This is a genomic window from uncultured Microbacterium sp., from assembly GCF_963524805.1.
Lineage (GTDB): Bacteria > Actinomycetota > Actinomycetes > Actinomycetales > Microbacteriaceae > Microbacterium.
Window position 1 is genome coordinate 182,585 of record NZ_CAURGG010000005.1, and the last position, 23,311, is coordinate 205,895.

The 23,311-nt window shown below is 68.5% G+C and carries 21 protein-coding genes and 1 tRNA gene; 6 read left to right on the top strand and 16 right to left on the bottom strand.

What is annotated here, in order from left to right; genetic code table 11:
* The first annotated feature begins 45 nt into the window (after positions 1–45).
* Positions 46–2,013, top strand: coding sequence for an acetate--CoA ligase (acs, locus tag RWQ91_RS11835; protein ID WP_314506207.1), 1,968 nt, complete (start codon positions 46–48; stop codon positions 2,011–2,013).
* A gap of 43 nt (positions 2,014–2,056) precedes the next feature.
* Here the strand turns inward: acs and RWQ91_RS11840 are convergent, their stop codons facing one another.
* Entirely contained in the window at positions 2,057–2,524 is a 468-nt protein-coding gene (locus RWQ91_RS11840) for a RidA family protein (RefSeq protein WP_314506209.1), read from the bottom strand.
* Positions 2,521–2,742: a hypothetical protein gene (locus RWQ91_RS11845; protein ID WP_314506211.1), complete on the bottom strand. Its 222-nt coding sequence runs from the start codon at positions 2,740–2,742 to the stop codon at positions 2,521–2,523. The genes RWQ91_RS11840 and RWQ91_RS11845 overlap by 4 nt, the downstream gene beginning before the upstream one ends.
* Before the next feature lie 98 nt (positions 2,743–2,840).
* Between RWQ91_RS11845 and RWQ91_RS11850 the strand changes: the two genes are divergently transcribed.
* The 5 genes from RWQ91_RS11850 to RWQ91_RS11870 all read left to right on the top strand — a co-directional run bounded on the left by RWQ91_RS11850 (position 2,841) and on the right by RWQ91_RS11870 (position 9,215).
* Complete coding sequence (locus RWQ91_RS11850) at positions 2,841–5,651, top strand: transglycosylase domain-containing protein (RefSeq protein ID WP_314506212.1); 2,811 nt, start codon at positions 2,841–2,843, stop codon at positions 5,649–5,651.
* Positions 5,651–6,589: a metallophosphoesterase gene (locus RWQ91_RS11855; RefSeq protein ID WP_314506307.1), complete on the top strand. Its 939-nt coding sequence runs from the start codon at positions 5,651–5,653 to the stop codon at positions 6,587–6,589. The genes RWQ91_RS11850 and RWQ91_RS11855 overlap by 1 nt, the downstream gene beginning before the upstream one ends.
* 123 nt (positions 6,590–6,712) lie before the next feature.
* Positions 6,713–8,245: a hypothetical protein gene (locus RWQ91_RS11860; protein ID WP_314506215.1), complete on the top strand. Its 1,533-nt coding sequence runs from the start codon at positions 6,713–6,715 to the stop codon at positions 8,243–8,245.
* Between the two features lie 58 nt (positions 8,246–8,303).
* Positions 8,304–8,377 (top strand) — tRNA-Pro (locus RWQ91_RS11865).
* Positions 8,378–8,447: 70 nt separating this feature from the next.
* Positions 8,448–9,215, top strand: a complete 768-nt coding sequence (locus RWQ91_RS11870) for an HAD-IIB family hydrolase (protein WP_314506217.1) — start codon at positions 8,448–8,450, stop codon at positions 9,213–9,215.
* A gap of 6 nt (positions 9,216–9,221) precedes the next feature.
* Here the strand turns inward: RWQ91_RS11870 and RWQ91_RS11875 are convergent, their stop codons facing one another.
* The 14 genes from RWQ91_RS11875 to RWQ91_RS11940 form a co-directional block, all read right to left on the bottom strand.
* Positions 9,222–10,505 (bottom strand): alpha-hydroxy acid oxidase, encoded by a 1,284-nt coding sequence (locus RWQ91_RS11875; RefSeq protein ID WP_314506219.1) that lies wholly within the window; start codon positions 10,503–10,505, stop codon positions 9,222–9,224.
* A gap of 14 nt (positions 10,506–10,519) precedes the next feature.
* A complete protein-coding gene (locus tag RWQ91_RS11880) occupies positions 10,520–11,224 on the bottom strand; it encodes an FCD domain-containing protein (RefSeq protein WP_314506222.1) in 705 nt (234 codons plus the stop codon).
* A gap of 71 nt (positions 11,225–11,295) precedes the next feature.
* Positions 11,296–12,069, bottom strand: a complete 774-nt coding sequence (locus tag RWQ91_RS11885) for a hypothetical protein (RefSeq protein ID WP_314506309.1) — start codon at positions 12,067–12,069, stop codon at positions 11,296–11,298.
* 99 nt (positions 12,070–12,168) lie between these two features.
* Positions 12,169–12,549, bottom strand: coding sequence for a hypothetical protein (locus RWQ91_RS11890; protein ID WP_314506225.1), 381 nt, complete (start codon positions 12,547–12,549; stop codon positions 12,169–12,171).
* 20 nt (positions 12,550–12,569) lie between these two features.
* The gene (locus RWQ91_RS11895; RefSeq protein WP_314506227.1) at positions 12,570–13,202 is read right to left on the bottom strand and encodes a DNA/RNA non-specific endonuclease; all 633 of its coding nucleotides are present in this window, start codon (positions 13,200–13,202) and stop codon (positions 12,570–12,572) included.
* Complete coding sequence (locus RWQ91_RS11900) at positions 13,202–13,903, bottom strand: hypothetical protein (protein ID WP_314506229.1); 702 nt, start codon at positions 13,901–13,903, stop codon at positions 13,202–13,204. The genes RWQ91_RS11895 and RWQ91_RS11900 overlap by 1 nt, the downstream gene beginning before the upstream one ends.
* A gap of 96 nt (positions 13,904–13,999) precedes the next feature.
* Positions 14,000–14,383, bottom strand: a complete 384-nt coding sequence (locus RWQ91_RS11905) for a hypothetical protein (protein ID WP_314506232.1) — start codon at positions 14,381–14,383, stop codon at positions 14,000–14,002.
* Positions 14,380–14,937: a type VII secretion system-associated protein gene (locus RWQ91_RS11910; protein WP_314506233.1), complete on the bottom strand. Its 558-nt coding sequence runs from the start codon at positions 14,935–14,937 to the stop codon at positions 14,380–14,382. The genes RWQ91_RS11905 and RWQ91_RS11910 overlap by 4 nt, the downstream gene beginning before the upstream one ends.
* Before the next feature lie 26 nt (positions 14,938–14,963).
* The gene (locus RWQ91_RS11915) at positions 14,964–15,551 is read right to left on the bottom strand and encodes a hypothetical protein (protein ID WP_314506235.1); all 588 of its coding nucleotides are present in this window, start codon (positions 15,549–15,551) and stop codon (positions 14,964–14,966) included.
* On the bottom strand, positions 15,551–16,252 hold the full coding sequence (locus RWQ91_RS11920; RefSeq protein ID WP_314506229.1) for a hypothetical protein: 702 nt from the start codon (positions 16,250–16,252) through the stop codon (positions 15,551–15,553). Before RWQ91_RS11920 ends, RWQ91_RS11915 begins: the two co-directional genes overlap by 1 nt.
* 82 nt (positions 16,253–16,334) lie before the next feature.
* Positions 16,335–18,035, bottom strand: a complete 1,701-nt coding sequence (locus tag RWQ91_RS11925; protein WP_314506237.1) for a hypothetical protein — start codon at positions 18,033–18,035, stop codon at positions 16,335–16,337.
* A 10-nt stretch (positions 18,036–18,045) separates the two neighbouring features.
* Complete coding sequence (locus RWQ91_RS11930; protein WP_314506240.1) at positions 18,046–18,267, bottom strand: hypothetical protein; 222 nt, start codon at positions 18,265–18,267, stop codon at positions 18,046–18,048.
* A gap of 122 nt (positions 18,268–18,389) precedes the next feature.
* Positions 18,390–18,683 (bottom strand): WXG100 family type VII secretion target, encoded by a 294-nt coding sequence (locus RWQ91_RS11935; RefSeq protein ID WP_314506242.1) that lies wholly within the window; start codon positions 18,681–18,683, stop codon positions 18,390–18,392.
* Between the two features lie 101 nt (positions 18,684–18,784).
* Entirely contained in the window at positions 18,785–23,305 is a 4,521-nt protein-coding gene (locus RWQ91_RS11940) for an FtsK/SpoIIIE domain-containing protein (RefSeq protein WP_314506245.1), read from the bottom strand.
* Positions 23,306–23,311 lie beyond the last annotated feature (6 nt).

The following is a 23,311-nucleotide window of genomic DNA, read 5'->3' on the forward strand; positions in this document are numbered from 1 at the left end:
GTCCGTCCGCCCCGTCCGCCCGGCACGGCACGCGAAGGAGCGAGTATGAGCAGCCAGATCGATCACCTTCTCACCGAGAGCCGGCGCTTCGCGCCACCGGCGGACTTCGCCGCCGAGGCGGTCGGCCGGGCCGACCTGTACGACGCGGCGGCCGCCGGCCGCGCCGAGTTCTGGGCGGCGCAGGCCCGGGACCTGCACTGGCACACCCCGTTCAACCAGGTGCTGGACTGGTCCAACCCGCCGTTCGCGACCTGGTTCGCCGACGGCGCGCTCAACGTCGCCTACAACTGCCTGGACCGGCACGTCGAGGCGGGAAACGGCGATCGGGTCGCGCTGCTGTGGGAGGGCGAGCCGGGCGACTCCCGCCACGTGACGTACCGGGAGCTCACCGACGAGGTCAAGCGCCTCGCCAATGTGCTCCAGGACCTCGGCGTCGGCGAGGGCGATCGGGTGGCGATCTATCTGCCCATGATCCCCGAGGCCATCGCCGCGATGCTCGCTGTCGCGCGCCTCGGAGCGATCCACTCCGTCGTCTTCGGTGGTTTCTCGGCCGACAGCCTGCGCGCCCGCATGGACGATGCCGGAGCCAAACTGGTGATCACCGCCGACGGCGGATACCGCAAGGGCAAGGTCAGTCCCCTCAAGCCCGCCGTGGACATGGCGCTCGCGGATCGCAACGGCTCCGGGGCGCAGGAGACCGTCGAGCACGTCCTGGTGGTCCGGCGCGGCGGAAACGACGTCGAGTGGACCGAGGGCCGTGACATCTGGTGGCACGACGTCGTGCCACAGGCCCCGGTCGAGCACGAGGCGCGCGCGTTCCCGGCGGAGACGCCGCTGTTCATCCTCTACACCTCCGGCACGACCGGCAAGCCGAAGGGGATCATGCACACCTCGGGCGGCTACCTCACGCAGGCCGCCTTCAGCAACAGGGTGGTCCACGACCTGCACCCCGAGACCGACGTGTACTGGTGCACGGCCGACATCGGCTGGATCACGGGCCACACCTATGTGACCTACGGTCCCCTCGCGAACGGGGCCACTCAAGTGCTCTACGAAGGGACGCCGGACACTCCCCACGCCGGACGCTGGTGGGAGATCGTGCAGAAGTACGGCGTGACCATCCTCTACACGGCACCGACCGCGATCCGCTCGTTCATGAAGCTCGGTCGCGCCATCCCCGAGCAGTACGACCTGTCATCGCTTCGTCTCCTGGGGTCGGTGGGAGAGCCCATCAACCCGGAGGCCTGGATGTGGTACCGCAAGGTCATCGGCGGCAAGGTCGCCCCGATCGTGGACACGTGGTGGCAGACCGAAACCGGCGCGATCATGATCTCCGCGCTGCCGGGCGTGACGCAGACCAAGCCGGGAAGTGCGCAGGTGCCGCTGCCGGGCATCGCCGTGGAGGTCGTGGACGACGACGGCGTGCACGTGGGCAACGGCAACGGCGGTCTGCTCGTGGTCACCGAGCCGTGGCCGAGCATGCTGCGCGGCATCTGGGGGGATCCCGATCGCTACAAGGAGACCTACTGGGACAAGTTCGCCGCGCAGGGCTACTACTTCGCCGGGGACGGAGCCCGGCTGGACGAAGACGGCGATGTCTGGCTTCTCGGCCGCGTGGACGACGTCATGAACGTGTCGGGTCACCGGCTCTCGACCACCGAGATCGAGTCGGCGCTCGTGGCCAACGAGGCGGTCGCCGAGGCCGCGGTGGTCGGCGCGTCGGATGAGACCACCGGTCAGGCCGTGGCGGCATTCGTGATCATCAAGCAGAGCTACCTCGCGGCGCACTCGCCGGACGGACTCGCTCAGTCGCTGCGCGCGTGGGTCGGCGAGCAGATCGGCCCCATCGCCCGTCCGCGCGATGTCTACATCGTCGAGGAGCTCCCCAAGACGCGCTCCGGCAAGATCATGCGGCGCCTGCTGCGCGACGTCGCCGAAGGACGCGAAGTCGGCGACACCACGACCCTGGCCGACACCGCCGTGATGTCGGTGATCAGCGCGCAGGTGCGCTGACACGGGATGCCGGGCGCGCCGCGTCCGGCGTCCACCGGCGCTCTCACACGAAGCTGAAGACGACCTCGACCTCGACCGGACTGTCCAGCGGGAGCACCGGCACGCCCACGGCTGAGCGGGCGTGACGGCCGGCATCGCCGAAGATCTCGCCGAGCACTTCGCTCGCGCCGTTGACCACTCCCGGCTGACCGGTGAAATCGGGGACCGACGCGACGAAGCCGACGACCTTGACGACGCCGGTGAGGCGATCGACGCCGCCGACGGCGGCGGCGGCCGCGGCCAGGGCATTCAGCGCGCACTGGCGCGCGTATCCCTGCGCGTCGGATGCCGGAACGAGACCCGGGCCTTCGCCGACCTTGCCGGTCGCAGGAAGCGCCCCGGACACCATCGGCAGCTGTCCCGCAGTGAAGATCAGATCGCCGTGCGCCTTAGCCGGAACGTATGCCGCGACCGGCGGGACGACCGAGGGCAGATCGATGCCCAGCTGCATGAGCCGCTCGGAGACGCTCATATCTGAGGCTCGTCGAACTGCCGCGCCGCCTGCGCCGCGGCATCCAGCCCCGCGTTGGCCGAGCCGCCGCCGGAGGGCCTCTTCAGGTAGGCCACGAGCCCGCCCTCCGGCCCCGGAACGACCTGAACGAGCTCCCAGCCCTGCTTGCCCCAGTTGTTGAGGATGGCGGCGGTGTTGTGGATCAGCAGCGGGGTGGTGAGGTACTCCCACGTGGTCATGGAGACTCCGAGACGTCGGGTGCGGATGACGGTCGCAACCCGCTCTGAAGGCGCGTCCGTAAAGGGTTCGCCCAGGTAGCTCCCCTACGATCAAGCCTATGCCTGATAAGAAACGGACAGCTAGTGGCGTGTTCGGGGGGCTGTTGGGTCTTGTCGGACTCAGCGCCGCCGCGGGTGTTCTCATCACCGCCACCGTCACGCCGGCGATCGCCCTGACCGGTGCTGCCGCGACGAGCGCCATCACGATGTTCGACAACCTTCCGAGTGTGCTCGAGATCGACAAGCTGATGCTGCCGACGACGATCTATGCGACCGACCCGAACACCGGCGGTCCCGTCGAACTCGCGAAGTTCTACGACCAGAACCGTTCGCCCGTCAACTTCGACGAGGTCAACCCGGTCGTCTACGACGCGATCCTCTCCAGCGAGGACCCCCGCTTCTATCAGCACGGCGGGGTCGACCTCATCGGAACGTCGCGCGCCCTCGTGCAGAACCTTCAGGGCGGTGGCGAGACCCAGGGCGGGTCCTCGATCAGCCAGCAGTACGTCAAGAACGTGCTCATCCAGCGCTGCGAGTCCAACGCCGACGCCGACGCGGTGAAGCAGCTGACCGAGGAGGCCAAGAAGACCGCCGAGGACGCCCGTGCCCAGCTGGCCAAGGACGGCGACCAGGCCGGCGCCGATGCCGTGCAGGTCGTCACGCCCACCGGTGACGAGGTTCGGGCGCGCACGGATCAGGTGCTCGCGAACTGCTGGACGGAAGCAACCACCGCCAGCGGCAACGACGGCATCGAGCGCAAACTGCAGGAGATGCGCTACGCCATTGCACTGGAGCAGAAGTATTCCAAGAACGACATCCTTCTCGGGTATCTCAACATCTCGAACTTCGGCGGGCGCACCTACGGCATCGACGCCGCAGCGCGGTACTACTTCAACGTGTCCGCGAAGGACCTGTCGGTCTCCCAGGCGGCGACACTCGCCGGCATCGTGCAGAACCCGAACACGTACCGCATCGACCAGCCCGGCGGATCGATCTTCGACGGGGACGGTGTGGGCTACAACAAGGCCCCCGACGGCCTCATCGACGACGTCCGGCCCGGACAGCTCGCGGCCCTGGACACCCTCCTGTCCGAGGGAACGATCACCCAGGAGCAGTACCTGGCGGCCGCCGACGGCTACACCTCCACCAAGGGGCGCCAGCTCTACGTCCTGAGCCGACTGCTGGATGACGGCAAGATCACGCGCGACCAGTACGTGGCCGCGGCGATCGAGCCGATCACCCCCGTCATCACGCAGGCGGCCACCGGCTGCGCGTCAGCCGGTGGCTCGGCGTACTTCTGCCAGTACGTCCGCGACATCATCGAGCACGATCCCGCCTTCGGCGCGACGCCGGAGGAGCGCGAAAAGGCGCTCAAGCGCGGCGGTCTGAGCATCTACACGACGATCGACTTCCGCGTCCAGGGCGCCGCCGAGGCCGCGATGGTCGAGAACGTGCCGTCCTCCGTCGACTTCATGCAGCTCGGCTCGACGATCGTCAGCATCGAGTCCACGACCGGGCGCATCCTCGCCATCGCCCAGAACACACAGTTCAGCGAGGACGCGGCGGCCGCCTCCGATCCGAACAAGAGCTCGCTGGTCTTCGCCGGCGATTCCACGTACGGCTCCTCAGGCGGATTCAACCCCGGATCGACCTTCAAGCTCTTCACCCTCATCGACTGGCTCGAGAAGGGTCACTCCGTCAACGAGTCGTTGAACGGGCAGGTGCGCGTGATCAAGCGCATGACGAACTCGTGCGACGGCGACTGGGTCAACCAGGAGAACACCAAGGTCGGCAACTTCGGCGGTGGTGGCGGCTACACCGGCACACCCATGCAGTTCACCGCCCAGTCGCTCAACTCCGGCTACTTCGCGATGGCCGAGCAGCTCGACCTGTGCGACATCGAGAAAGTCGCCACGCGGATGGGAGTCACGAACGCCAGCAGCGGAGCACCGGTGGACGTCAACACCCAGTTCTCGATCATCGGCTCGAGCAACGTGTCGCCGATCGCCATGGCCGGGGCCTACGCAACAGTCGCGAACAACGGCATCTACTGCCAGCCGAAGGCGATCGACCGCGTCCTGGACTCGGACGGCGCGGAGATGACCCCTCCGGCGCGTGCCTGCACCCAGGTGATCGACCCGAAGGTGGCAGCCACCGCCGCGTACGCGCTTCAGGGCGTCATGCAGCGCGGCGGCACCGGATCGCAGGCGAACCCTGACGACGGCACGCCGCTCCTCGGCAAGACCGGAACGCACGAGACCTACCACACCTGGATGATCGAATCGAGCACCAAGGTGACGACCGCCGCATGGGTCGGCAACTACACCGGTCTGAACGACGTGTTCGAGCCCTTCGGCGGTCTGCGCTACATCCTCGCCCGGCAGACCCAGGAGGCGGCGGACGCCACGTACGGCGGAGACGCTTTCCCAGAGCCGGACTCCAACCTGACGCGAGTGATCCTTCGGGACCTGCCGAGCGTCATCGGGCTGAGCGTCGACGATGCGACGAATACGCTGAATGCGGCAGGCTTCGACGTGAACGTCGGAGATGCGGTCGACTCGTCCGCGGCGGCGGGCATCATCGCCGCGCAGAACCCAGGCGCCGGCCGCGTCAGCGGTGGCACCGTCATCACGATCAATCCCAGCAACGGCCAGGGCATCTCGGTGCCGGATATCAACGGCAAGCAGCTCGACAAGGCGATCAGCGACCTCCGCGGTGCCGGCTTCGGCAGCGTCCAGCCGGGGACGTGTACCGAGGATGCCGCCGCCGGACCACAGGGCAAGGCGACGAGCACGAACCCCGCGGCCGGCAGCGTCGTGAACCGGAACTCGGCGATCTCGGTCAATTACAGCCGGGTGAAGTGCACGTAGTGCCCTTCCCGTACGCCAAGACCGCCCTCACCGCTCTCGGAGCGGTGGGGGCGGTCGGCGCCAGCGCTGCGATCTGGGGCATCGGCATCGAGCGGTACCTGTTCACCCTGCGCCGCCATGAGCTGCCCCTCCTCCCGCGCGGCTCCACATCCGTGCGCGTGCTGCACCTCTCGGATGCACACATGGCTCCCTGGCAGCACCGCAAGCAGCGCTGGATCGCCGCGCTCGCCGACGCCTGGGCGCCCGATCTCGTGGTCAACACCGGCGACAACCTGGGTCACGAGCACGGACTGCGGGGACTCCGCGCCGCACTGGACCCCCTGCGCGGCATCCCCGGGATGTTCGTGCACGGGTCCAATGACCACGCCGCCCCCACGCCGCGCAATCCCCTGCTGTACTTCACGGGGCCGTCGACGGTGAAGGTCGCGAGCGAGCCACTCGACACTCAAGCTCTCGACGGCTACCTGGCGGATGAACTGGGCTGGCTGAACCTCAACAACGCCGTCGGCTCCGTCGAGCTGCCCGGGATGCGCGTGGACGGGTTCGGCATCAGCGATGCGCACCGCGGCTGGGACCACCTCGAAGTCCTGCCTGACCTCCTCGAAGATCTCCAGGCCGACATCGCCCCCGCCGCGGCGACCCTGGGCGTGACCCACGCCCCCTACCGGCGCGTTCTGGACGACTTCGTCGACCTGGGTGCGGATCTGGTGCTGGCCGGTCATACGCACGGCGGCCAGGTGCGTGTGCCGGGCTACGGCGCGCTGGTGGCCAATTGCGACATCCCGCTGCGACAGGCGCGCGGCCTGAGCGAGTGGACGCACGCGGGTCGCACGGTGCCGCTCAATGTGAGTGCCGGTCTCGGGCACTCCATCTACGCGCCGGTGCGTTTCGCGTGTCGACCCGAGGCATCGCTGATCACGCTGATGCCCCGCCCCTGACGAGCGCTGGTCGGCTCCTCCCCAGGCACCGCCGACGCCGCATGGATCCACAGCGACTCAGGCACATGCCGGCGATGCTCCGTGCAACGGGCACCATCGGAATCCGATCCGATCGGAGTTCCGATGCCCACACGCACGACAGTCGCCACCCCGCCTCACCGCCTCCGCGGCCTCCTCGTGGCGCTGACCGCCATCCTGATCGGATGCGCAGGCGCGATCGTGACCGCGCCAGCCGCCCACGCGGCATCGCAGGGCGTCGGCTTCGGAACGTGGGCTCCCCTCTCGCCGTACGGCTGGCACGGGTCGATGCTGGTCGACGGCGTGCACACGTACTGCATCCTGCCGGGAGTGCCGCTGCCGACCGGCCCCACGGTCGACAACGGGGTGAGCGGCACGGCGGCGGGGCTGTCGGCCGAGCAGCTCACGGGCATCAACCTGCTCGTCACCAAGTACGGGCAGACCGAGGATCCCGTGCAGGCCGCGTCCGTCGGCTGGGCCGTCAAGGCGATCGCGAACAGGGACGAGACCCTCCATCACTTCGGCTACCGCGGCGACTCGCTGGCCGAGGCGATCCACTGGACCTTCTCTGCCCTCGCGCCCGAGCACAGCGCGCAGATCCAGCACCAGGCCGTCGCGTTCTACGACGAAGCGCGGGCGGTTGCCCCCGGCCCGGTGGCGGCTTCCGGCACGATGGTGTTCACGACGGATGCCGCCGACTCCACCCTCGGCAGCGTCCGGGTCGAGGCCACCACGAGCGCGGCATCCGGCACCCTCTCCCTCTCGGGCGCGCTCTTCGTCGCGAGCGGGACGCCGATTCTCGAGGACGCCGTCCCCGGCATCGACTATCCGATCGTCACGTCACCGGCGTCCCCCGGCCGGCCCTACGCCGTGAGCGGCAGCGGTCACTTCACGCTCACCGTCGTGGCCGCTGTTCGGCACTTCACCACCGCCGGAGGGCAGGACACGGCCGGGCCTGCAGGAGACGTGGGCTTCGACGTCGCCGGGGCGGATGCCGTGCCGCGGGTGCCGACTTTCGCGCCGACGATCGCGACCCGGGTGCAGTCCCCCATCACGCAGGGCGGCCCGTTCATCGACGACGTGGTCTTCGCCGGCTCGCTCGAGAACTGGCCGCGCACCGAGGACGGCCGCTTCGTTCCGGTCAACGCCACCGCCGCCGTGTACCGCACCGACGAACGACCCGAGCTCGGTGCGGCCCCGGGAAACGCCGAGCAGGTCGGGTCGCTGGCACTCAGCACCGATCCGGATTCCGGTCCCACAGGCCCCTATCGCGTGACATCTGTCTGGGAGCTGCCTCGACCGGGCTTCTACACCGCCGTCTGGACCATCGGCGCCGAGGGTCAATCGGCGGAGGTCGTGCGCGCCCTTCCGCACGCGTACTCCTGGACTGAGCCGTTCGGCGAGCCGACGCAGACCACGTTCTGGCCCGAGCCGGAGAGCGTGACACCACCCCCGTCCGCGGCACCCCCCGCGGTGGAGACGCCGCCCGCGGTGACGGCGCCGCCCGCCCTCGCGGCGACCGGTGCGAGCGGAGCCCCGCCCCGCGCGATGGCGGGGAGCGCGATCGGCATGCTCACCGTGGGCGCCACGCTGCTGGCACTGGCCCGACGTCGCAGATACGGAGAGGCGACCGGTTGAGGAGGCGTGCGCGCGATTCGGAGCATCGCGTCCTTGGGGTAGACTCGGAGGGTTGCCACGGGGTGTGGCGCAGCTTGGTAGCGCGCGTCGTTCGGGACGACGAGGCCGCAGGTTCAAATCCTGTCACCCCGACAGCAGAGAGGCTCCGCACGCGTCGCACGCAGACGCGGCGGGGCCTTTCCCGTCCCAGACAGGAGCACGCATGACGACTCCCCGCCTCGTGGCGTTCGATCTCGACGACACCCTGGCTCCGTCCAAGAGCGCGATCGATCCACGCATCGGCGCTCAGCTGATCGCTCTCGCAGAGCGGGTCGAAGTGGCGATCATCTCGGGCGGGCAGCTGGAGCAGTTCCGGGCGCAGGTGGTGGACCGCCTCCCGGAGGCTCCGGCCGACGTGCTCTCGCACATTCATCTGCTTCCGACATGCGGTACGCAGTATTACCGCATCCAGGACGGCGCGATCGTGACGGTCTACGCGCACTCGCTCACGGAAGACGAGAAGCGCCGGGCGATGACGGCGGTGGAGAGCGAAGCCCGTCGTCTGGGGCTCTGGGAGTCCGAGACGTGGGGGGACATCCTCGAGGATCGGGGTTCGCAGATCACGTTCTCCGCCCTCGGGCAGCGGGCGCCGCTCGAGGCGAAGACCGCCTGGGATCCGACCGGTGCGAAGAAGAGCGCGCTGCGGGAGGCCGTCGCCGCGGCGATCCCCGACCTCGAAGTCCGCTCGGGCGGATCGACGTCGGTCGACATCACGCACCACGGCATCGACAAGGCCTACGGGATGCGCCAGCTCGCCGACCAGACCGGGATCCCGCTCGATGCGATGCTGTTCGTCGGCGACCGGCTCGACCCGGACGGAAACGACTATCCCGTCCTGGCGATGGGGGTCACCTGCCACGCCGTCACGGGGTGGGAAGACACCGCCGATTACCTCGACGGCTTGCTGCCCACTCTCCCCCGCCGCGACTGAGGTCGGTCAGACTCTCGGCCCCACCGCTGTGCGGGCGCGGACCGGGCGAGCGGGCGGCCCCGCCACCGGAACGAGCCGCGTCAGCTGCGTGACGTGCCGGGGCTCGAGCTCCGCAATGGTCGAGACGCCGAGCAGCTTCATCGTCCGCTCGATCTCATCGCGCAGGATCGCGATCGTCCGGTCGACGCCCTCCCGGCCACCGGCCATCAGACCGTAGAGATAGGCGCGGCCGATCAGCGTGAACTTCGCGCCCAGCGCCATCGACGCGACGATGTCCGCACCGTTCATGATGCCGGTGTCGACCATGACCGTGGCATCCTTGCCCACCTCGCGCACCACCTGCGGCAGCAGATGGAACGGGATCGGTGCACGATCCAGCTGTCGACCCCCGTGATTGGACAGGATGATCCCGTCGACGCCCTGATCGATCAGCCGCTTCGAATCCTCCACGTTCTGCACACCCTTGACCACGATCTTGCCGGGCCACATCTCGCGAATGACGGCGAGGTCGTCATAGCTGATGGTGGGATCCATCGCCGCATTGAGCATCTCCCCCACGGTTCCGCCCGTGGTCGACAGCGAGGCGAACTCGAGCTTGGGTGTCGTCAGGAAGTCGTACCACCACCACGGTCGCGGGATCGCGTTCACGATCGTCCCCACCGTCAGCTGCGGCGGGATGGCGAAGCCGTTGCGCTTGTCGCGCAGCCGGGCGCCGGCGACCGGAGTGTCGACCGTGAACTGCAGAGTGTCGAACCCTGCCTCGGCGGCCCGCCGCACGAGCCCGTAGGAGATGTCGCGGTCGCGCATCACATACAGCTGGAACCAGTTGCGCCCCGAGGGGTTCGCCGCCTTCACGTCCTCGATCGTCGTGGTGCCGAGCGTCGAAAGGGTGAAGGGGATGCCGGCGGCTCCCGCCGCGGACGCGCCGGCGCTCTCGCCCTCGGTCTGCATGAGCCGCGTGAAGCCCGTCGGCGCGATGCCGAACGGCAGCGCCGAACGACCGCCCAGGACCTCGACCGACGTGTCGACGTCGGGTGCGGGCCGCAGGATGCCGGGATGGAACTCGATGTCCTCGAATGCCTGGCGCGCACGGCTGAGCGACAGCTCGCCCTCGGCCGCACCGTCGGTGTAGTCGAAAGCAGCCTTCGGGGTGCGCTTCTTGGCGATCGCGCGCAGGTCGTAGATCGTCAGGGCAGCGTCGAGGCGGCGCTTGCGGCCGTTCAGCTCGGGCTTCTTGAACTGCATCAACTCGAGCAGTTCGGTGGGTTTGGGCAGCTGGCGCTTGACCATGGTCGGTCCTTTCGTCACGCGCGGGACAGGCCCGCTTCGGCGTAATAGCCGGTGATGTGGTCGTGGATCAGGGTTCGTGCGGCGATCGCGTCGCCCGCGTCGACGGCGGCGACGATCGCGCGATGCTCGGAGCGCAGGCGCGTGACCGTCGCATCCCAGTCGGGTATCTGCTCTGCGCCCGCGAGGACGTAGGACTCGATCGCACTGCGCAGGCCGCTCATCATCGCGGCGATCACCGCATTGCCGGATGCCTCTGCGAGTGCGAGGTGCAGCTGGGCGTCCAGCGCGAGGAACTCCGCGGGGCTCAGACCCTCGGCATCCATTGCATCCACGATCGTTCGCGCCGATGCGGTGTCGCGCTGCGGATCCGAGGCGAGCGCGCCGGCGACCGCGGACTCCAGCACGAGGCGGGTGCGCATGACGTCGTCGATGGGGAACCCCTGGGCGGCGACCTGCAGCCGGAGCAGCGCCGACAGACCGCCGCGCGGCGTCGCGATGATGATCGCTCCCGCAGTCGGCCCGGACCCGGTGCCGGTGCGGATCAGACCCATGACCTCCAGTACGCGAAGCGCCTCGCGGACGCTCGAGCGTCCCACACCGAGAGTGGCGGCCAGCTCCCGCTCCGGGGGCAGCCGGTCACCGGGGCCGAGCGCGCCGTCGAGCAGATCGGACTCGATCTTCTCGAGCACGATGCGCCAGGCACGCGCTGCTTCAGGCACGACACTCCTCGATACTGTGGTCTGACCACAATAGCACTGTGGTCAGACCACGCCGAGGCCCCGGATCAGCGTCAATCGCCCTCAGGGTCTGCGCGGTTTCTCAGCGTCTCGTCGTCGAGGATGGGCAGGTCCGCCCGCGTGATGACGTGCGAGGTGACCGCGTACTCGACCAGGCGGGCGCGCCGATTGGTCGCGAGCTTGCCTGCGCCGCCGCGGAGACCCTGCACGCCCATGCGGTCAAGCTTGTCGCAGACGTTGTCGAGCTTGCGGTTGAACTTGCTCATCGTCCATCCGAGTCGCCGCGCGGCGGCACTGGATGAGGGCAGCTCGTTCATGCTCACACCCTCGCGACGCAGCATCGGTTCCGCCAGCGCGACCATGAGCTGCTTCTGCAGCGGCGTGAAACTGGCCGGCATGACCGTGGTCTCGCCGCTCATCGACGCCTGCACCTGCCGCGACACCTCGTACGGGGCCTCCTCGGTGTGCAGGCTCAGCTCATAGGTGACGGGGCCGGCGGTGAACACGATCACACTGCGCTCGAAGACGAGCGGCATCCGCGCTCCCGGCGAGAGCCAGGACTGCACTGCTCCGCCGGCGCTGGAGATGGTGGCGGCCAGTCGCACCCCGACGTTCGCGAGCCACCAGAATCCGTCACGGTGCTGAAGCTCGAGGAAGTGCCGGTGCAGATACGGGTTGTCGTCGATCTCGAGATCGCCTTCGCGGCCGATGATGAACGGCCGGTCGACGGGCAGATCGTGCCACTCGCCGGCGAATTCCAGTCGGAGGGGTGCGACACTCCCTCCGCCCGCCGCATCGGCGTCTTCGAGCGACGCTGCCGGATTCACATCTGTCACGTATCGACCCTCACCCCGACATCCTGCCAGGTAGACGGGTCGTCGGGCCGAATCCGCCACCGCGCGGGTGGAGCGGGCCGGCCGGGCGATTCAGTCGAAGCGGGGCCTGAGCTGTGCGCTGAGCTGCTCGATGTTGGCCGGAGTGGCCTTCCAGCGAGTGGCATCGTCGTCTTCGAACGTCACTTCGTACGCACCCGACGACCTGTCGAATTGGACCAGGATCTTCGCGGGGCGCTTCTGCTGGGAGGTGTACACGCTTGCCAGGTAGGCCTCGACGGCCGGCGCTATGCCGGACGGGCGCGAGGCCACCGCGGATGTCGTGCCGTCGGGCGAGTACACGTACCCGTGGGTTCCGCTGATCCTTCCTGCGCTGAGGTCGATGACCATGGCCAGAGATCCCCAGTCGTCGCGGGCGCCCCTCATGTGCTCGATCAGCGCACGGATCAGATCGGCTGTGACGTCGTCGGACATGGGGCTCCTCCTGGAGAGATTCACAGAGTCGGCATGTCGCCGCGGGGCACGCGGTCGAAGGTCTCGCCCGCTTCATTCCAGAAGCTCGGCCAATTCCGGTGCACGACCTGACCCGTTTCCGGGTTCGAAACCGTGTACTCGACCTCGAAGCTATCAGGGCGAATCGCCCCGGGCGGGTACACGTCGATCGTGTAGTCGACGCGGTAGCCGCTGTTGACCCAGGAGGCCCACTCGTTCTCCATCGTCTTCCAGGCGCCGCGGTTCAGATTGGCCGCTTGCGGCACGATGCCCTCATCGGGGGTGTCGCCGTAGAAGCGATGAGCGCCCAGGTGGCCACCGTCGTCGGTGCGCTCGCCGAGGTTGCCGACATCCGTTGCGTTGTCTCCGCGGTCGGAGCCGCCGAAGTCCTCGTTGATCTGACCGCGCTCGGACACGGGTCTGCCCGTCTCCGGATCCCACGTCGTGATCTTCTCGTTCCGCCCTCGCGTGGTGACGGTGTCATCGAATCGGTCCTGGTTGCGGACTTGTCTGACGACGTCGTCGAGATGGTCGTTCATGTTGTCGGTGAGCTGGTGGAGCTTGTCCTTGCCGTGGGCCATCCCCTTCAGGACCGCCTCCTTCAACTCCCGCACCACGGGCTTGATCGCGGACATCAGTCATCCCCTCCGAAATCGAGCGCAGAGAACTCCGCGAAGAACGTCGAGGTCACCGACTGGATGTCCGCACCATGCTGCTTCATCGCCGCCTGCGCATCCTCCAACGCCGCCAGATCCGCGAAGAACTCATCCGAATCCCCCGCACCCGCCTCCACCATCGGCGCATCCAGCACCGCGTCGATCACCGCGGGCAGCTGCTCCGACATCGGCTCGATCGCCATCGGCAGCAACTGATTCAGCAGCTGCTCCACCGCGATGTCCACCGCCGCGTTCAACAGCTTCTTCTTGATCAGCAGCATCGGGCCCGCACCCGCCGCCGTGAACGGATTGGTCAGCATCGCCACCAGAGTGATCAACGTCGAGGACACATCGACGATCACCTTCATCTTCAACGCGAAGATCGCCTCCGCCCCGAGATCCATCGCCGTCGCCGCGGGCGGCATGATATCGATCAGCTTCTGCAGATTCTGCGAACGATTCGCGTTCCACGCCCCCAACGTCGCAGGACCCGTCTGACCCCGCATCGCCGCCGAGATGTCCCCGTTCATCTTCCGATCCACCGCCTGGATCGCATCCTCCAGATCCGCACCCAGATTCCGCACCAGCACCGCACCCTTGCGGACCTCGTCCTCATCCACATCCGGCCACTCGAACCCGAGCTTCTCCATCACCCACACCAGCTCACCCGGCAACATCATCCCCACAGCGCCACCTCCACAACCGACCCTACGAGCCACCCGCGGAGCCGACCATGGGTAGCACTTCCCACGCGGACGGACGATCTGCTGCGATCGTCAGTTCATCAGGCGGTCGATCTCGGACTTCTGTTCCGCCAGGGCGGAGACCGTGGACGGGTCGACCGGCGCGAACGTGTCGACCACTCCGCCGGGCGCGGTCATCCGGTAGGCGCTCAATCCGCCGCCTTGATCACGGGCCATCCCGCTCGGCCACACGTCCGCCTGCGCGCCGGCGACGCCGATGCGCCAGCCGAGCGGCTCCAGCCGCTCGCGGATCCGGCAGAGGGCCTCGAAGGCGTCGTCCTCGCGCGCCTCGACCGTTCCGAAATCGGCTGAGGAGATCTCGACCACCCATGTCCCCTGTTCGTAGCGCCACGCCACCGACGCGTCGCGCACGAGGCCGTCACGGGCGACCTGGATAGCCTGAGGGCTCGCGATCATGCGCGCGGGACCTCCGCCGGTCGGATGATCGCAGAGACGGCCGATCCGGGATTCAGCGCGATCCGCGCATCGCCCGGGATCGCCGCGGCGAGGTCCGATCCTGCGACCGCGCGGTGATCGGCGTATCCGGAGGCAGCGGCCTTCTGCGCATCCGTGTAGGCATACACGAGGCGTCCCGCATCCTGGGCCGGGGCGAGGAAGAGGGCGCCGTCCGGACCGTCGAAGACGAAGACCTCCGCCGATGCGAACTCCTGCACCAGCTGCGGCTCGGGAAGGTAGCCCGAGAGCACCAGCTGAAGAACGCGCTCGAGCTTCGACAGCGGCTCAGCCCACCCCCGCGCCTGAGGGGTCGGCAGGTATCGCGGGTTCGGGGTGAAGTCGTCGGTCAGTTCGCCCTTCTCGTCGGCGCGCCATGCTCCCACGATGCCCTGGGGCGGAACCTCGGTCTGGCCGTCGAAGCCCGGATCGACGGCGTATACCCACGCCCCGGGGTTGGCTCGGGCCTCGGCCCGCAGTGCATCCGTCACCGGCGGCGTCGTCTCGGACGTGGTCATCTTCGGCCCTTCATCGCGCGAAACGGTCACGGAGAACCACCGTAGTTCGGATTCGGCACCCATCCGCCCAGGTTGCCGCCCGGGAGGACCGGGTGGGCACCGACGACGTTCTCAGTGGAGATGCCACCCTGGAAGGCGATCTCCGATTCCGGGTTCGGCGTGTGCGGCGCGTAGGGGCCGTGGGGCATCGTGGCGTCGACGTCGATGCCGCCCGGGGCATCGACGGTGTAGCGGTACGCCGAGCCCCACCGCCGGTACAGGTCCTCGTCCCGGGTCGTGCTCACGAAATTGGACGGACCGTTCGTGCGGACGAAGGTCTCGAGGTCGTTGTCGGTGGCGTCGCGGACCTGGAAGCCGTGTTCGAAGATCTCGCTCGGCGGCCGGTTGTCGGACCGGTAGAGCAACTCAGTCGTGGAGCGATCCACCCGATCGGTGCTGTTGCCCGTCAGGGCGGGCGGAGCGTCGAATCGGTCCTGATTGCGGACTTGTCTGACGACGTCGTCGAGATGGTCGTTCATGTTGTCGGTGAGCTGGTGGAGCTTGTCCTTGCCGTGGGCCATCCCCTTCAGGACCGCCTCCTTCAACTCCCGCACCACGGGCTTGATCGCGGACATCAGTCATCCCCTCCGAAATCGAGCGCAGAGAACTCCGCGAAGAACGTCGAGGTCACCGACTGGATGTCCGCACCATGCTGCTTCATCGCCGCCTGCGCATCCTCCAACGCCGCCAGATCCGCGAAGAACTCATCCGAATCCCCCGCACCCGCCTCCACCATCGGCGCATCCAGCACCGCGTCGATCACCGCGGGCAGCTGCTCCGACATCGGCTCGATCGCCATCGGCAGCAACTGATTCAGCAGCTGCTCCACCGCGATGTCCACCGCCGCGTTCAACAGCTTCTTCTTGATCAGCAGCATCGGGCCCGCACCCGCCGCCGTGAACGGATTGGTCAGCATCGCCACCAGAGTGATCAACGTCGAGGACACATCGACGATCACCTTCATCTTCAACGCGAAGATCGCCTCCGCCCCGAGATCCATCGCCGTCGCCGCGGGCGGCATGATATCGATCAGCTTCTGCAGATTCTGCGAACGATTCGCGTTCCACGCCCCCAACGTCGCAGGACCCGTCTGACCCCGCATCGCCGCCGAGATGTCCCCGTTCATCTTCCGATCCACCGCCTGGATCGCATCCTCCAGATCCGCACCCAGATTCCGCACCAGCACCGCACCCTTGCGGACCTCGTCCTCATCCACATCCGGCCACTCGAACCCGAGCTTCTCCATCACCCACACCAGCTCACCCGGCAACATCATCCCCACAGCGCCACCTCCACAACCGACCCTACGAGCCACCCGCGACCGGTCGCGATCGGGAGAACAACCCAGGCAGCGCCGTTCACGGCACGGCCTCCCACTGCACGGCGTCCGCGATGACCCCGGCGCCCGCGCCGTCGGGTGTGGTGACGCCGGACACGCCGCGTCCGGAGACCGTCACGAGCGGACTCAAGGCGAGCGGAAGCGCGACTGCGGCTCGCACGATCGTCGACTCGATCTGCGCGAGGACCTCCCGCGCCTCGTAGACGTCGACGCTCTGCGCGTACTGCGCGATCAGGTCGTCGCGTTCCGGATCGGGAAGCCCCGTGAGCGAGGCAGCGCCGGCGCTGCCCCATTGCGCGGCGATCTGCTCCGCGGTCTGCGGAACCGGGGTGCGCGCGATGACGGCGTCCCAGCCGCGCTGGGCCAGCGCGGACTCCACGTCGTCGCTTCCGCAGTCCACGACGTTCCAACCCGCCTCCGCAGCGGCGTCCCGAAGTGACCAGAAGGCGCCGACGGCGAATTCGCTGGCGCGGTCGTAGAGCACGCAGACGGCTGACCCGCGAGACACTCCGGCGCGCTCCCGCTCGGCATCCGGATCATCGGCGGGAGTGCCGAGGGCGACGGTGAACCCGGAATCCTCGATCACGATCTCGTACGCGCGCGTCCCGGGCGCCGACAGCATCGAAGCCGTGCCGGTGTAGGCCTGTCCCCACAGTCCCGAGCCGCGCGCCACCATGTCTGCGGCCGACGCGGCCCGGATGAATGCGGCACGCGCCGGCTGCGCGCCGAAGATCCCCGACGCGTTCAGCTGCAGATTCCATGCGGAACCGTCGTGCGAGGTGTTCACCGCGTAGTCCTGGCGCTCGAGCTCCCGGATCGGGCCGCGGTCGGCCGTCGTGAGGGGAAGCACCGCGACGTCCAGGCGGTCGGCGAGATCGGCGACCGGTTGCTCTCCCGGGGGGACGAGCTCGACGCGCGAGACCTTCGGCGTCTGCGGGCCTCGATATGCCGGATTGGGCACGAGTGTGACGGCCCCGCCCTTCTCCTCACCGGCGACCGACTCCACGAGGAAGGGCCCGCTGGACAGCAGCAGCTCGGCGTCGATGTCGTCGCCGGCGGAAACATCGAAGCCGTCGTTCCACACCGCGGCAATCGCCTCGAGCGCCGCGCGGTCACCGTCCTGGATCGCTCGGATGACCAATTGCTTGGCTTCCATGGCGTCGTCGGCGCCGAAGGCTCGACGGCCCACGACGTGGGCGGGAACCGCTGCCTCGACGGCCCGCTGCCAGCCCATGATCGGCTGCCCGAAACGCACTTCGATCGCACGCGCGAACTCGTCGATGCGAGGAACCGGGGCGGCGGCATCAGCCTCGGAGTCACGCCCGGCGGTCGCGTCCTCGGTGACGAGGTATCCGGACGCGGCGGCCCAGCCCAGCAGGAGGTCGGCGGCATCCAGCGGGATGCCGTCCGACCATGCGGGCTCCGCCACGTCGTACCGCACCGTGAACGGGTCGTCCTTCACGATCGTCACCAGGCCGAACGATTCGTCGGCGACGAAGTCCCCGTCCACGACATCTCCGAATTCGCCGCGCGTGGTCTCCGCGATGGCCGCGTTCCCCGCCGTCGGGGCGGCGGCGGCGTTGGCGGAGGTGAACTCGCCCGGCCAGCCCACGACGACAGTCGTGCCCGGCACCACTGTCTCCGGGAGGGCGGGAGCGCACGCTGCGAGGCTCGCCGTCAGCAGGAGCACAAGGGATGCCGCGAGACCGCGCACCCTCATGAGTCGACGCTCATGCGAGCTCGGCGCCGTCCCCGTCTTCGACCAGCGCGCGGAACGGCTCGCTCTCTTCGCTCTCCAGCCATGCACGCGCGTACTCCAGAAGCAGGGCGGGAGAATCCTCCGCCTCGGCCGCGGTGGCGAACGGGCCGATCGTGTCCTCCGAGGGACGCGTGTCCGCACGCTCCACGGATTGGGAGGTCAGGTTGTACCAGTAGCTCTGCGAGTCGCTCATCGGCCCGGTGCTCCGCTCATTCTGACGATTCTATGTCGCGCCCCCAGTCGCGATGGGCACAGACAGAGGTCGTGGCGACGGCCCCACGGACCGCCACCACGACCTCAGGAAAGTGCGATGGCTCAGCCGCCGGCGAGCTCCGCGTCCTTGTCGCGGATGGAGTCGGCCATCCGGTCCAGAGCCTGCGCCATGTCGTTGACGGCCTCCGCGGCGTCATCGAGCGACGTCGTCAGCTCGGCGTAGGCCGAGGAATACGCCTCGGAGGCGTTCTCGGTCTTGAACCCGTCCTGCACCAGGTCGTCGATGACACCCTGGAGCTCCTTGAGGGTGTCGGTGACGGTGCTGCGTCCATCGCGCAGTCGAGCCGCCGCGCTCTCCATCTCGCTGTACGTCGCTCCGAAATCATGTCCGGCCATGAGAACCGCCTCCTGCGTTCGTCGTCTTCAGGCCCTGCGGCCCCTCGTGTTCCGAGGCTAGCCAAAGATGCCGATCCGGCACACGGGCAGTGGTACCCATGTCAGCCCTGCCCATTCGTTCCGGCCGCCGAGACGAACGGCATCTGCATCGTCACCGCGCGACCCGCCTGAACGAAGATTCCGCGGCCGACGGGGAAGTCCGAGCGCTTGACCCGGCCGAACGGGATCTTGAAGATCGCCTCCCCGTCGTACGTGTCGGGTTTGAGGACGATTCCCTGGCGACCGGTCTTCCATTCGCCAAGCACGCCGATGCTGCCGCTGGCACGGGTGATCTCGGCCTCGCCGAGGAGCAGATGGTCGCTGTTGTTCATCGCCTGCAGGAGCGCTCGCATGGGCCGATCCGCCGGGCCGTCGGCGAGGTGCGGCATGTCCTCGACGACGATCATGATCCGCCCGCCCGCCGATTCGCTGACGACCAGCTCCGCCAGTTCGGAGGCCAGATCCTTCTCCTCCTCCGGACGTGTCGCACTGCGCAGCCACGGGCGGAAGTCCTTGAGCTCGGAGCGGCGGCTGCCGAGGTGATACATCCGCACGTGCGGATCGAAGCGCTCCACGGCGACGACCAGCGCCTTCAGGGCGTTGGTGCGCCCCGATGCCGCGGGGCCGGAGACCACGAAGGACCCGACCGGCTCGAAACCGTGCGGTGCGAGCGTGTCGTCGGCGACGCCGAACACCGGCATCCCGCCGACCAGCGCCGGCATCTCCTCCACCCCCACCATGGTCGGCAGCGCGCCGATCTCCGGCAGATCACGCACGCCGTCTGCGCGCAGGCGCTCACCGAGGGCGACCAGAGCCTTCGTCTGCTCGACGACGTTCATCGTGCCGCCCAGAACAGCGATCTGCGCCTCGTGGCCGTCCACGACGGCGCGTCCCGGCGCCGACTGCTCGTCGAGCACGTCGCGCGGGACGCCCAGCAGCATGTACTGGCTCGGATCGCCCATGCGCAGCACGACACGTCGCGAGATGTTCGCGGCAACGGCGCTGGGCACGGCGTTGCCGCGGTCGGCAGTGATCACGGTGTGCAGGCCGAGTGTGCGCCCCTCGCCGAGGATCCTCATGAAGATGCGATAGAACGGCCCGCGACCGGCCGCGACCTCCCAGTCCTTCTTGAACTCCGGGTAGTTGTCGATCAGAAGCAGGATGCGGGGCATCCGCTGGTCCTTCAGCTCGCGGTACTCCTGCACGGATGCGGCACTGGCCGCGGAGAAGGCCGCGGCGCGTCGGTCCATCTCACCGTCCAAGGTGCGCAGGAGGCGCTGGATGCGCTCGACGTCGGACCCGTCGACGACCGAGCCGACATGGGGCAGGGACGCCAGCGCGCCGAGCGCCCCCGACGCGAAGTCGAGACAGTAGACCTGCACGCGCCCGAGATCCGGCCGCATTCCGGCGGCGGTGCCGATCGTCTTCAGCAGCGTCGACTTGCCCGACCCGGAGGTGCCGTAGATCACGAGCGAGCCGTCGCGGTCGGGAGAGAACACGGCAGCCTGCTGCAGTTGCTTCTCCGGCAGATCCACCAGAGCGAGCGGGATGCGCGTGTCGCCCTCGTTGGGCAGATCGCTCAGGTCGACCAGCGGCGGGAGGTCATCCAGCCAGGGCCGACGCGGACGCGGCAGCGCCGCCCGGTCGCTCGCACGGATGAGGGTCGAGACGATGCGCTTCTGGTCGTTCGGACCGAGATCCTCGAGATGCGCATCGGCATCGGCGGGCCGGTCGGCCTCCCACTCGGCGCGGGCGCCGAAGCGCAGTTCCGCCACGCGCACCTCGGCCGCGGCCGTGTCATCCTCCGTCGTCCATCCGCCCGCGTAGGCCGACTGGAACGGCACGAGGCGTCCCGGACCGGTCTTGGCGATCGCCCGTCCGGGAACGGTCGCCGGGAAGGTCGCCGCGATGCCGTCGTCGACCACGTCCCGCGAGTCGGACTCGTCGGCCATGCGCAGCGCGATGCGCAGATTCGTGTTCGCCCGGAGGTTGTCCTTGATGACGCCGGCCGGACGCTGGGTCGCCATGATCAGATGGATGCCGAGCGAACGCCCCCGCTGCGCGATGTCCACGACACCGTCGACGAACTCCGGCATCTCCGATGCCAGCGCCGCGAATTCGTCGATCACGAGGACGAGCGCCGGAGGGCATTCCGGATCCTGCCGCTTCTCGAGCTCGAGGAGGTCCTTGGCCTTCTTGCGGTTGAGCAGATGCTCACGGTTCTGCAGCTCCGCGCGCAGGCTGGTCAGTGCGCGGCGCACCAGGTGGGGGGTCAAGTCGGTGACGAGCCCCACGCAGTGCGGCAGCTCGACGCAGTCGGCGAACGCGGAGCCGCCCTTGTAGTCGACGAACAGGAACGTCACGCGGTCCGGGCTGTGCGCCGCCGCCATACCCAGCACCCACGCCTGCAGGAACTCGGACTTCCCCGCGCCGGTCGTGCCGCCCACGAGTGCGTGGGGTCCCTGGGTGCGCAGGTCGAGGGCCATGGCATTGCTCGGTCCCTGACCGATGATGGCCCGCAGCGTGCCCGCCTTCTTCAGGCGCGGCCGTGGGCGGGAGGATCGGTCGACGATCGTGTTGTTCTGACGCCAGCGTTCGATCACGACAGCGGGGTCCTCCGCGATGGCGGGGTCGACCAGCTGGAGGAACATCACCGATGTCGGGATGTCGGACGAATCGTGCACCACGGTGCTCGCATCCACGACCGGAGCGAGGCGTCGAGCGAGCATCTGCATGTATGCGTTCGAGACGCCTTCGATGCGCACGTGTTCGAAGTTCTCGCCGCTGCGCACCAGTCCCACGCGTGCGTCCTCCAGGCCGGCGGTGACGTCGATGTAACTGCGGCAGACGGCCGGGAGCGACTCGACGGTCGGCGAGACGAACACCGCATGGACGCCGTGATCCGCGCCGCGCTCCAGCACATCCGTCAGGCGCCCGCGGTCGACGGGCGCGTCGCTGGAGACGAAGACGATCACCGACAGCGCGGGCGTGCTCTTGTGCTCGGATGCCGCACGGGACACGTCGGTGCCGTATCGGAGGGGGTTCCAGTCCTCCTTGAAGGGCCCGCGAGGCTCGCCGCCCCCGCCCGAGGCCTCGGCGCGCAGCACGTACTCCTCGAGCATGCTCAACAGCGACGCACTCGTGGGAGCGGAGTCCGCGAGCGCCGCGTCGCGGAACGGGCTCCGGTCGCTGGAGGTGTGCGGCATCCACTTGAGCCAGTCCATCTCCGGCGTCCACGCGGAATCCGCGAAGGCGACGACCACGACGTCGTTCGGCGCGTGCAGCCCGAACAGCTGCACCGCCAGCCCCCGCATCGTGTCCCCGACCGCCCCCTGGGGGCCGGCGATGCCGATGGATCCCGCGTCGGCGAGGCTTTCGAAGACCGGGACGTCGTCGACGAAGGCGTACCGCTCTCGGAGGCGGTCGACGCGGTCGATGAAGTCGGGCAGGCCTTCCGGGGTGTCGGCGTCGTCGATGCTGTTGCGTGCCGCCAGCCGGCAGCTGCCCAGGCGCAGGCCGAGGAAGTTCCAGTGCTCGGGTCGCCGCGTCCACAGCATCGGCCCGAGTCGCATCGCATGATCGAAGATCTCCGCCACCGGCGGCGCCTCCGCGTTGCGCGCGTGCTCCTCCTCGGGTTTGCCGTGGAAGAAGTCCTCCTCCAGCTGCTCGTACTGCCGTTCGAACAGGAGGATCTCGTGGTTCTCCCCCTTCCTGCTCTGGGCCGCCTGGTTGATGAGGTTGCCGAATGCCATCAACGGCGTCATCACGATGATCAGGAGCGATCGCGGGTTGCCGTTGAGGGCATACAGGGCCATGCCGGCAAGGATCGGCGCGATCAGGATCGGCCACGGGAACATCCTGCCGATCTTCTCCGTCGGCAATCGCGGGACCTTGAAAAGCGTCCCCGGGTAGCGAACCTCCACGCGAGGGCTGCGGTTGAACAGCAGACCGCCGCCGCGTTCGATGATCGGCTCCTGCGCCGCCGAGCCGTCGAAGGACTGCGCGAGGCGCAGCACGAGGGTGGTTCCGCCGATCACGAACGGCTCGCCCTCCTCGACCCGGACGCGCTGCACGGCGAGGCCGTCCACCAGCACCCCGTTCGCGGAGTTCAGATCCACCACCTCGATGTGCGTGCCGACCTCGAGCCGTGCGTGGCGCTTGGAGACCATCGGATCGGCGAGGACGACATCATTGCCGGCGTCGCGCCCGAGGAAGACGTGACCGGCGGCGATCGGGAACTCCTGGCCCGCCAGAGCCCCGGAGGTGGCCACCAGAACAGCCACGGTCTCGCGCTGCGCCGAGATGGACTGGTCGAATCCGAGATTGACGACGGACGCCGTGAACCCCGACCCGATCGGTGCTTCGCCGATCGGCACGTCGGGCTGGAGCGGGACCAGCCGGTCACCTGTCGGCGGTGCGACCGCGAGCGTGAGCACCTCCCCCTCCGAAACGGGGATCGACCGGCTGGGATCGGACGCCGCCACGTGGCGCGCGACGTCTCCCGCGGTGGCGGTGGAGTCCGTCGTGATCACGATGTCGACAGGATCTCCCGCCTGACGGTGCATCGTCAGTTTGAGCCTCACGCGTCT

Coding starts and splice junctions, on each gene's coding strand:
- RWQ91_RS11905 (WP_314506232.1), bottom strand. CDS start 14,383: ATGATCGCGAGCCCTCAGGCTATCCAGGTCGCCCGTGACGGCCTCGTG.
- RWQ91_RS11915 (WP_314506235.1), bottom strand. CDS start 15,551: ATGTCCGCGATCAAGCCCGTGGTGCGGGAGTTGAAGGAGGCGGTCCTG.
- RWQ91_RS11920 (WP_314506229.1), bottom strand. CDS start 16,252: ATGATGTTGCCGGGTGAGCTGGTGTGGGTGATGGAGAAGCTCGGGTTC.
- RWQ91_RS11840 (WP_314506209.1), bottom strand. CDS start 2,524: ATGAGCGTCTCCGAGCGGCTCATGCAGCTGGGCATCGATCTGCCCTCG.
- RWQ91_RS11895 (WP_314506227.1), bottom strand. CDS start 13,202: ATGTCCGCGATCAAGCCCGTGGTGCGGGAGTTGAAGGAGGCGGTCCTG.
- RWQ91_RS11890 (WP_314506225.1), bottom strand. CDS start 12,549: ATGTCCGACGACGTCACAGCCGATCTGATCCGTGCGCTGATCGAGCAC.
- RWQ91_RS11935 (WP_314506242.1), bottom strand. CDS start 18,683: ATGGCCGGACATGATTTCGGAGCGACGTACAGCGAGATGGAGAGCGCG.
- RWQ91_RS11845 (WP_314506211.1), bottom strand. CDS start 2,742: ATGACCACGTGGGAGTACCTCACCACCCCGCTGCTGATCCACAACACC.
- RWQ91_RS11870 (WP_314506217.1), top strand. CDS start 8,448: ATGACGACTCCCCGCCTCGTGGCGTTCGATCTCGACGACACCCTGGCT.
- RWQ91_RS11860 (WP_314506215.1), top strand. CDS start 6,713: ATGCCCACACGCACGACAGTCGCCACCCCGCCTCACCGCCTCCGCGGC.
- acs (WP_314506207.1), top strand. CDS start 46: ATGAGCAGCCAGATCGATCACCTTCTCACCGAGAGCCGGCGCTTCGCG.
- RWQ91_RS11875 (WP_314506219.1), bottom strand. CDS start 10,505: ATGGTCAAGCGCCAGCTGCCCAAACCCACCGAACTGCTCGAGTTGATG.
- RWQ91_RS11930 (WP_314506240.1), bottom strand. CDS start 18,267: ATGAGCGACTCGCAGAGCTACTGGTACAACCTGACCTCCCAATCCGTG.
- RWQ91_RS11900 (WP_314506229.1), bottom strand. CDS start 13,903: ATGATGTTGCCGGGTGAGCTGGTGTGGGTGATGGAGAAGCTCGGGTTC.
- RWQ91_RS11850 (WP_314506212.1), top strand. CDS start 2,841: ATGCCTGATAAGAAACGGACAGCTAGTGGCGTGTTCGGGGGGCTGTTG.
- RWQ91_RS11925 (WP_314506237.1), bottom strand. CDS start 18,035: ATGAGGGTGCGCGGTCTCGCGGCATCCCTTGTGCTCCTGCTGACGGCG.
- RWQ91_RS11910 (WP_314506233.1), bottom strand. CDS start 14,937: ATGACCACGTCCGAGACGACGCCGCCGGTGACGGATGCACTGCGGGCC.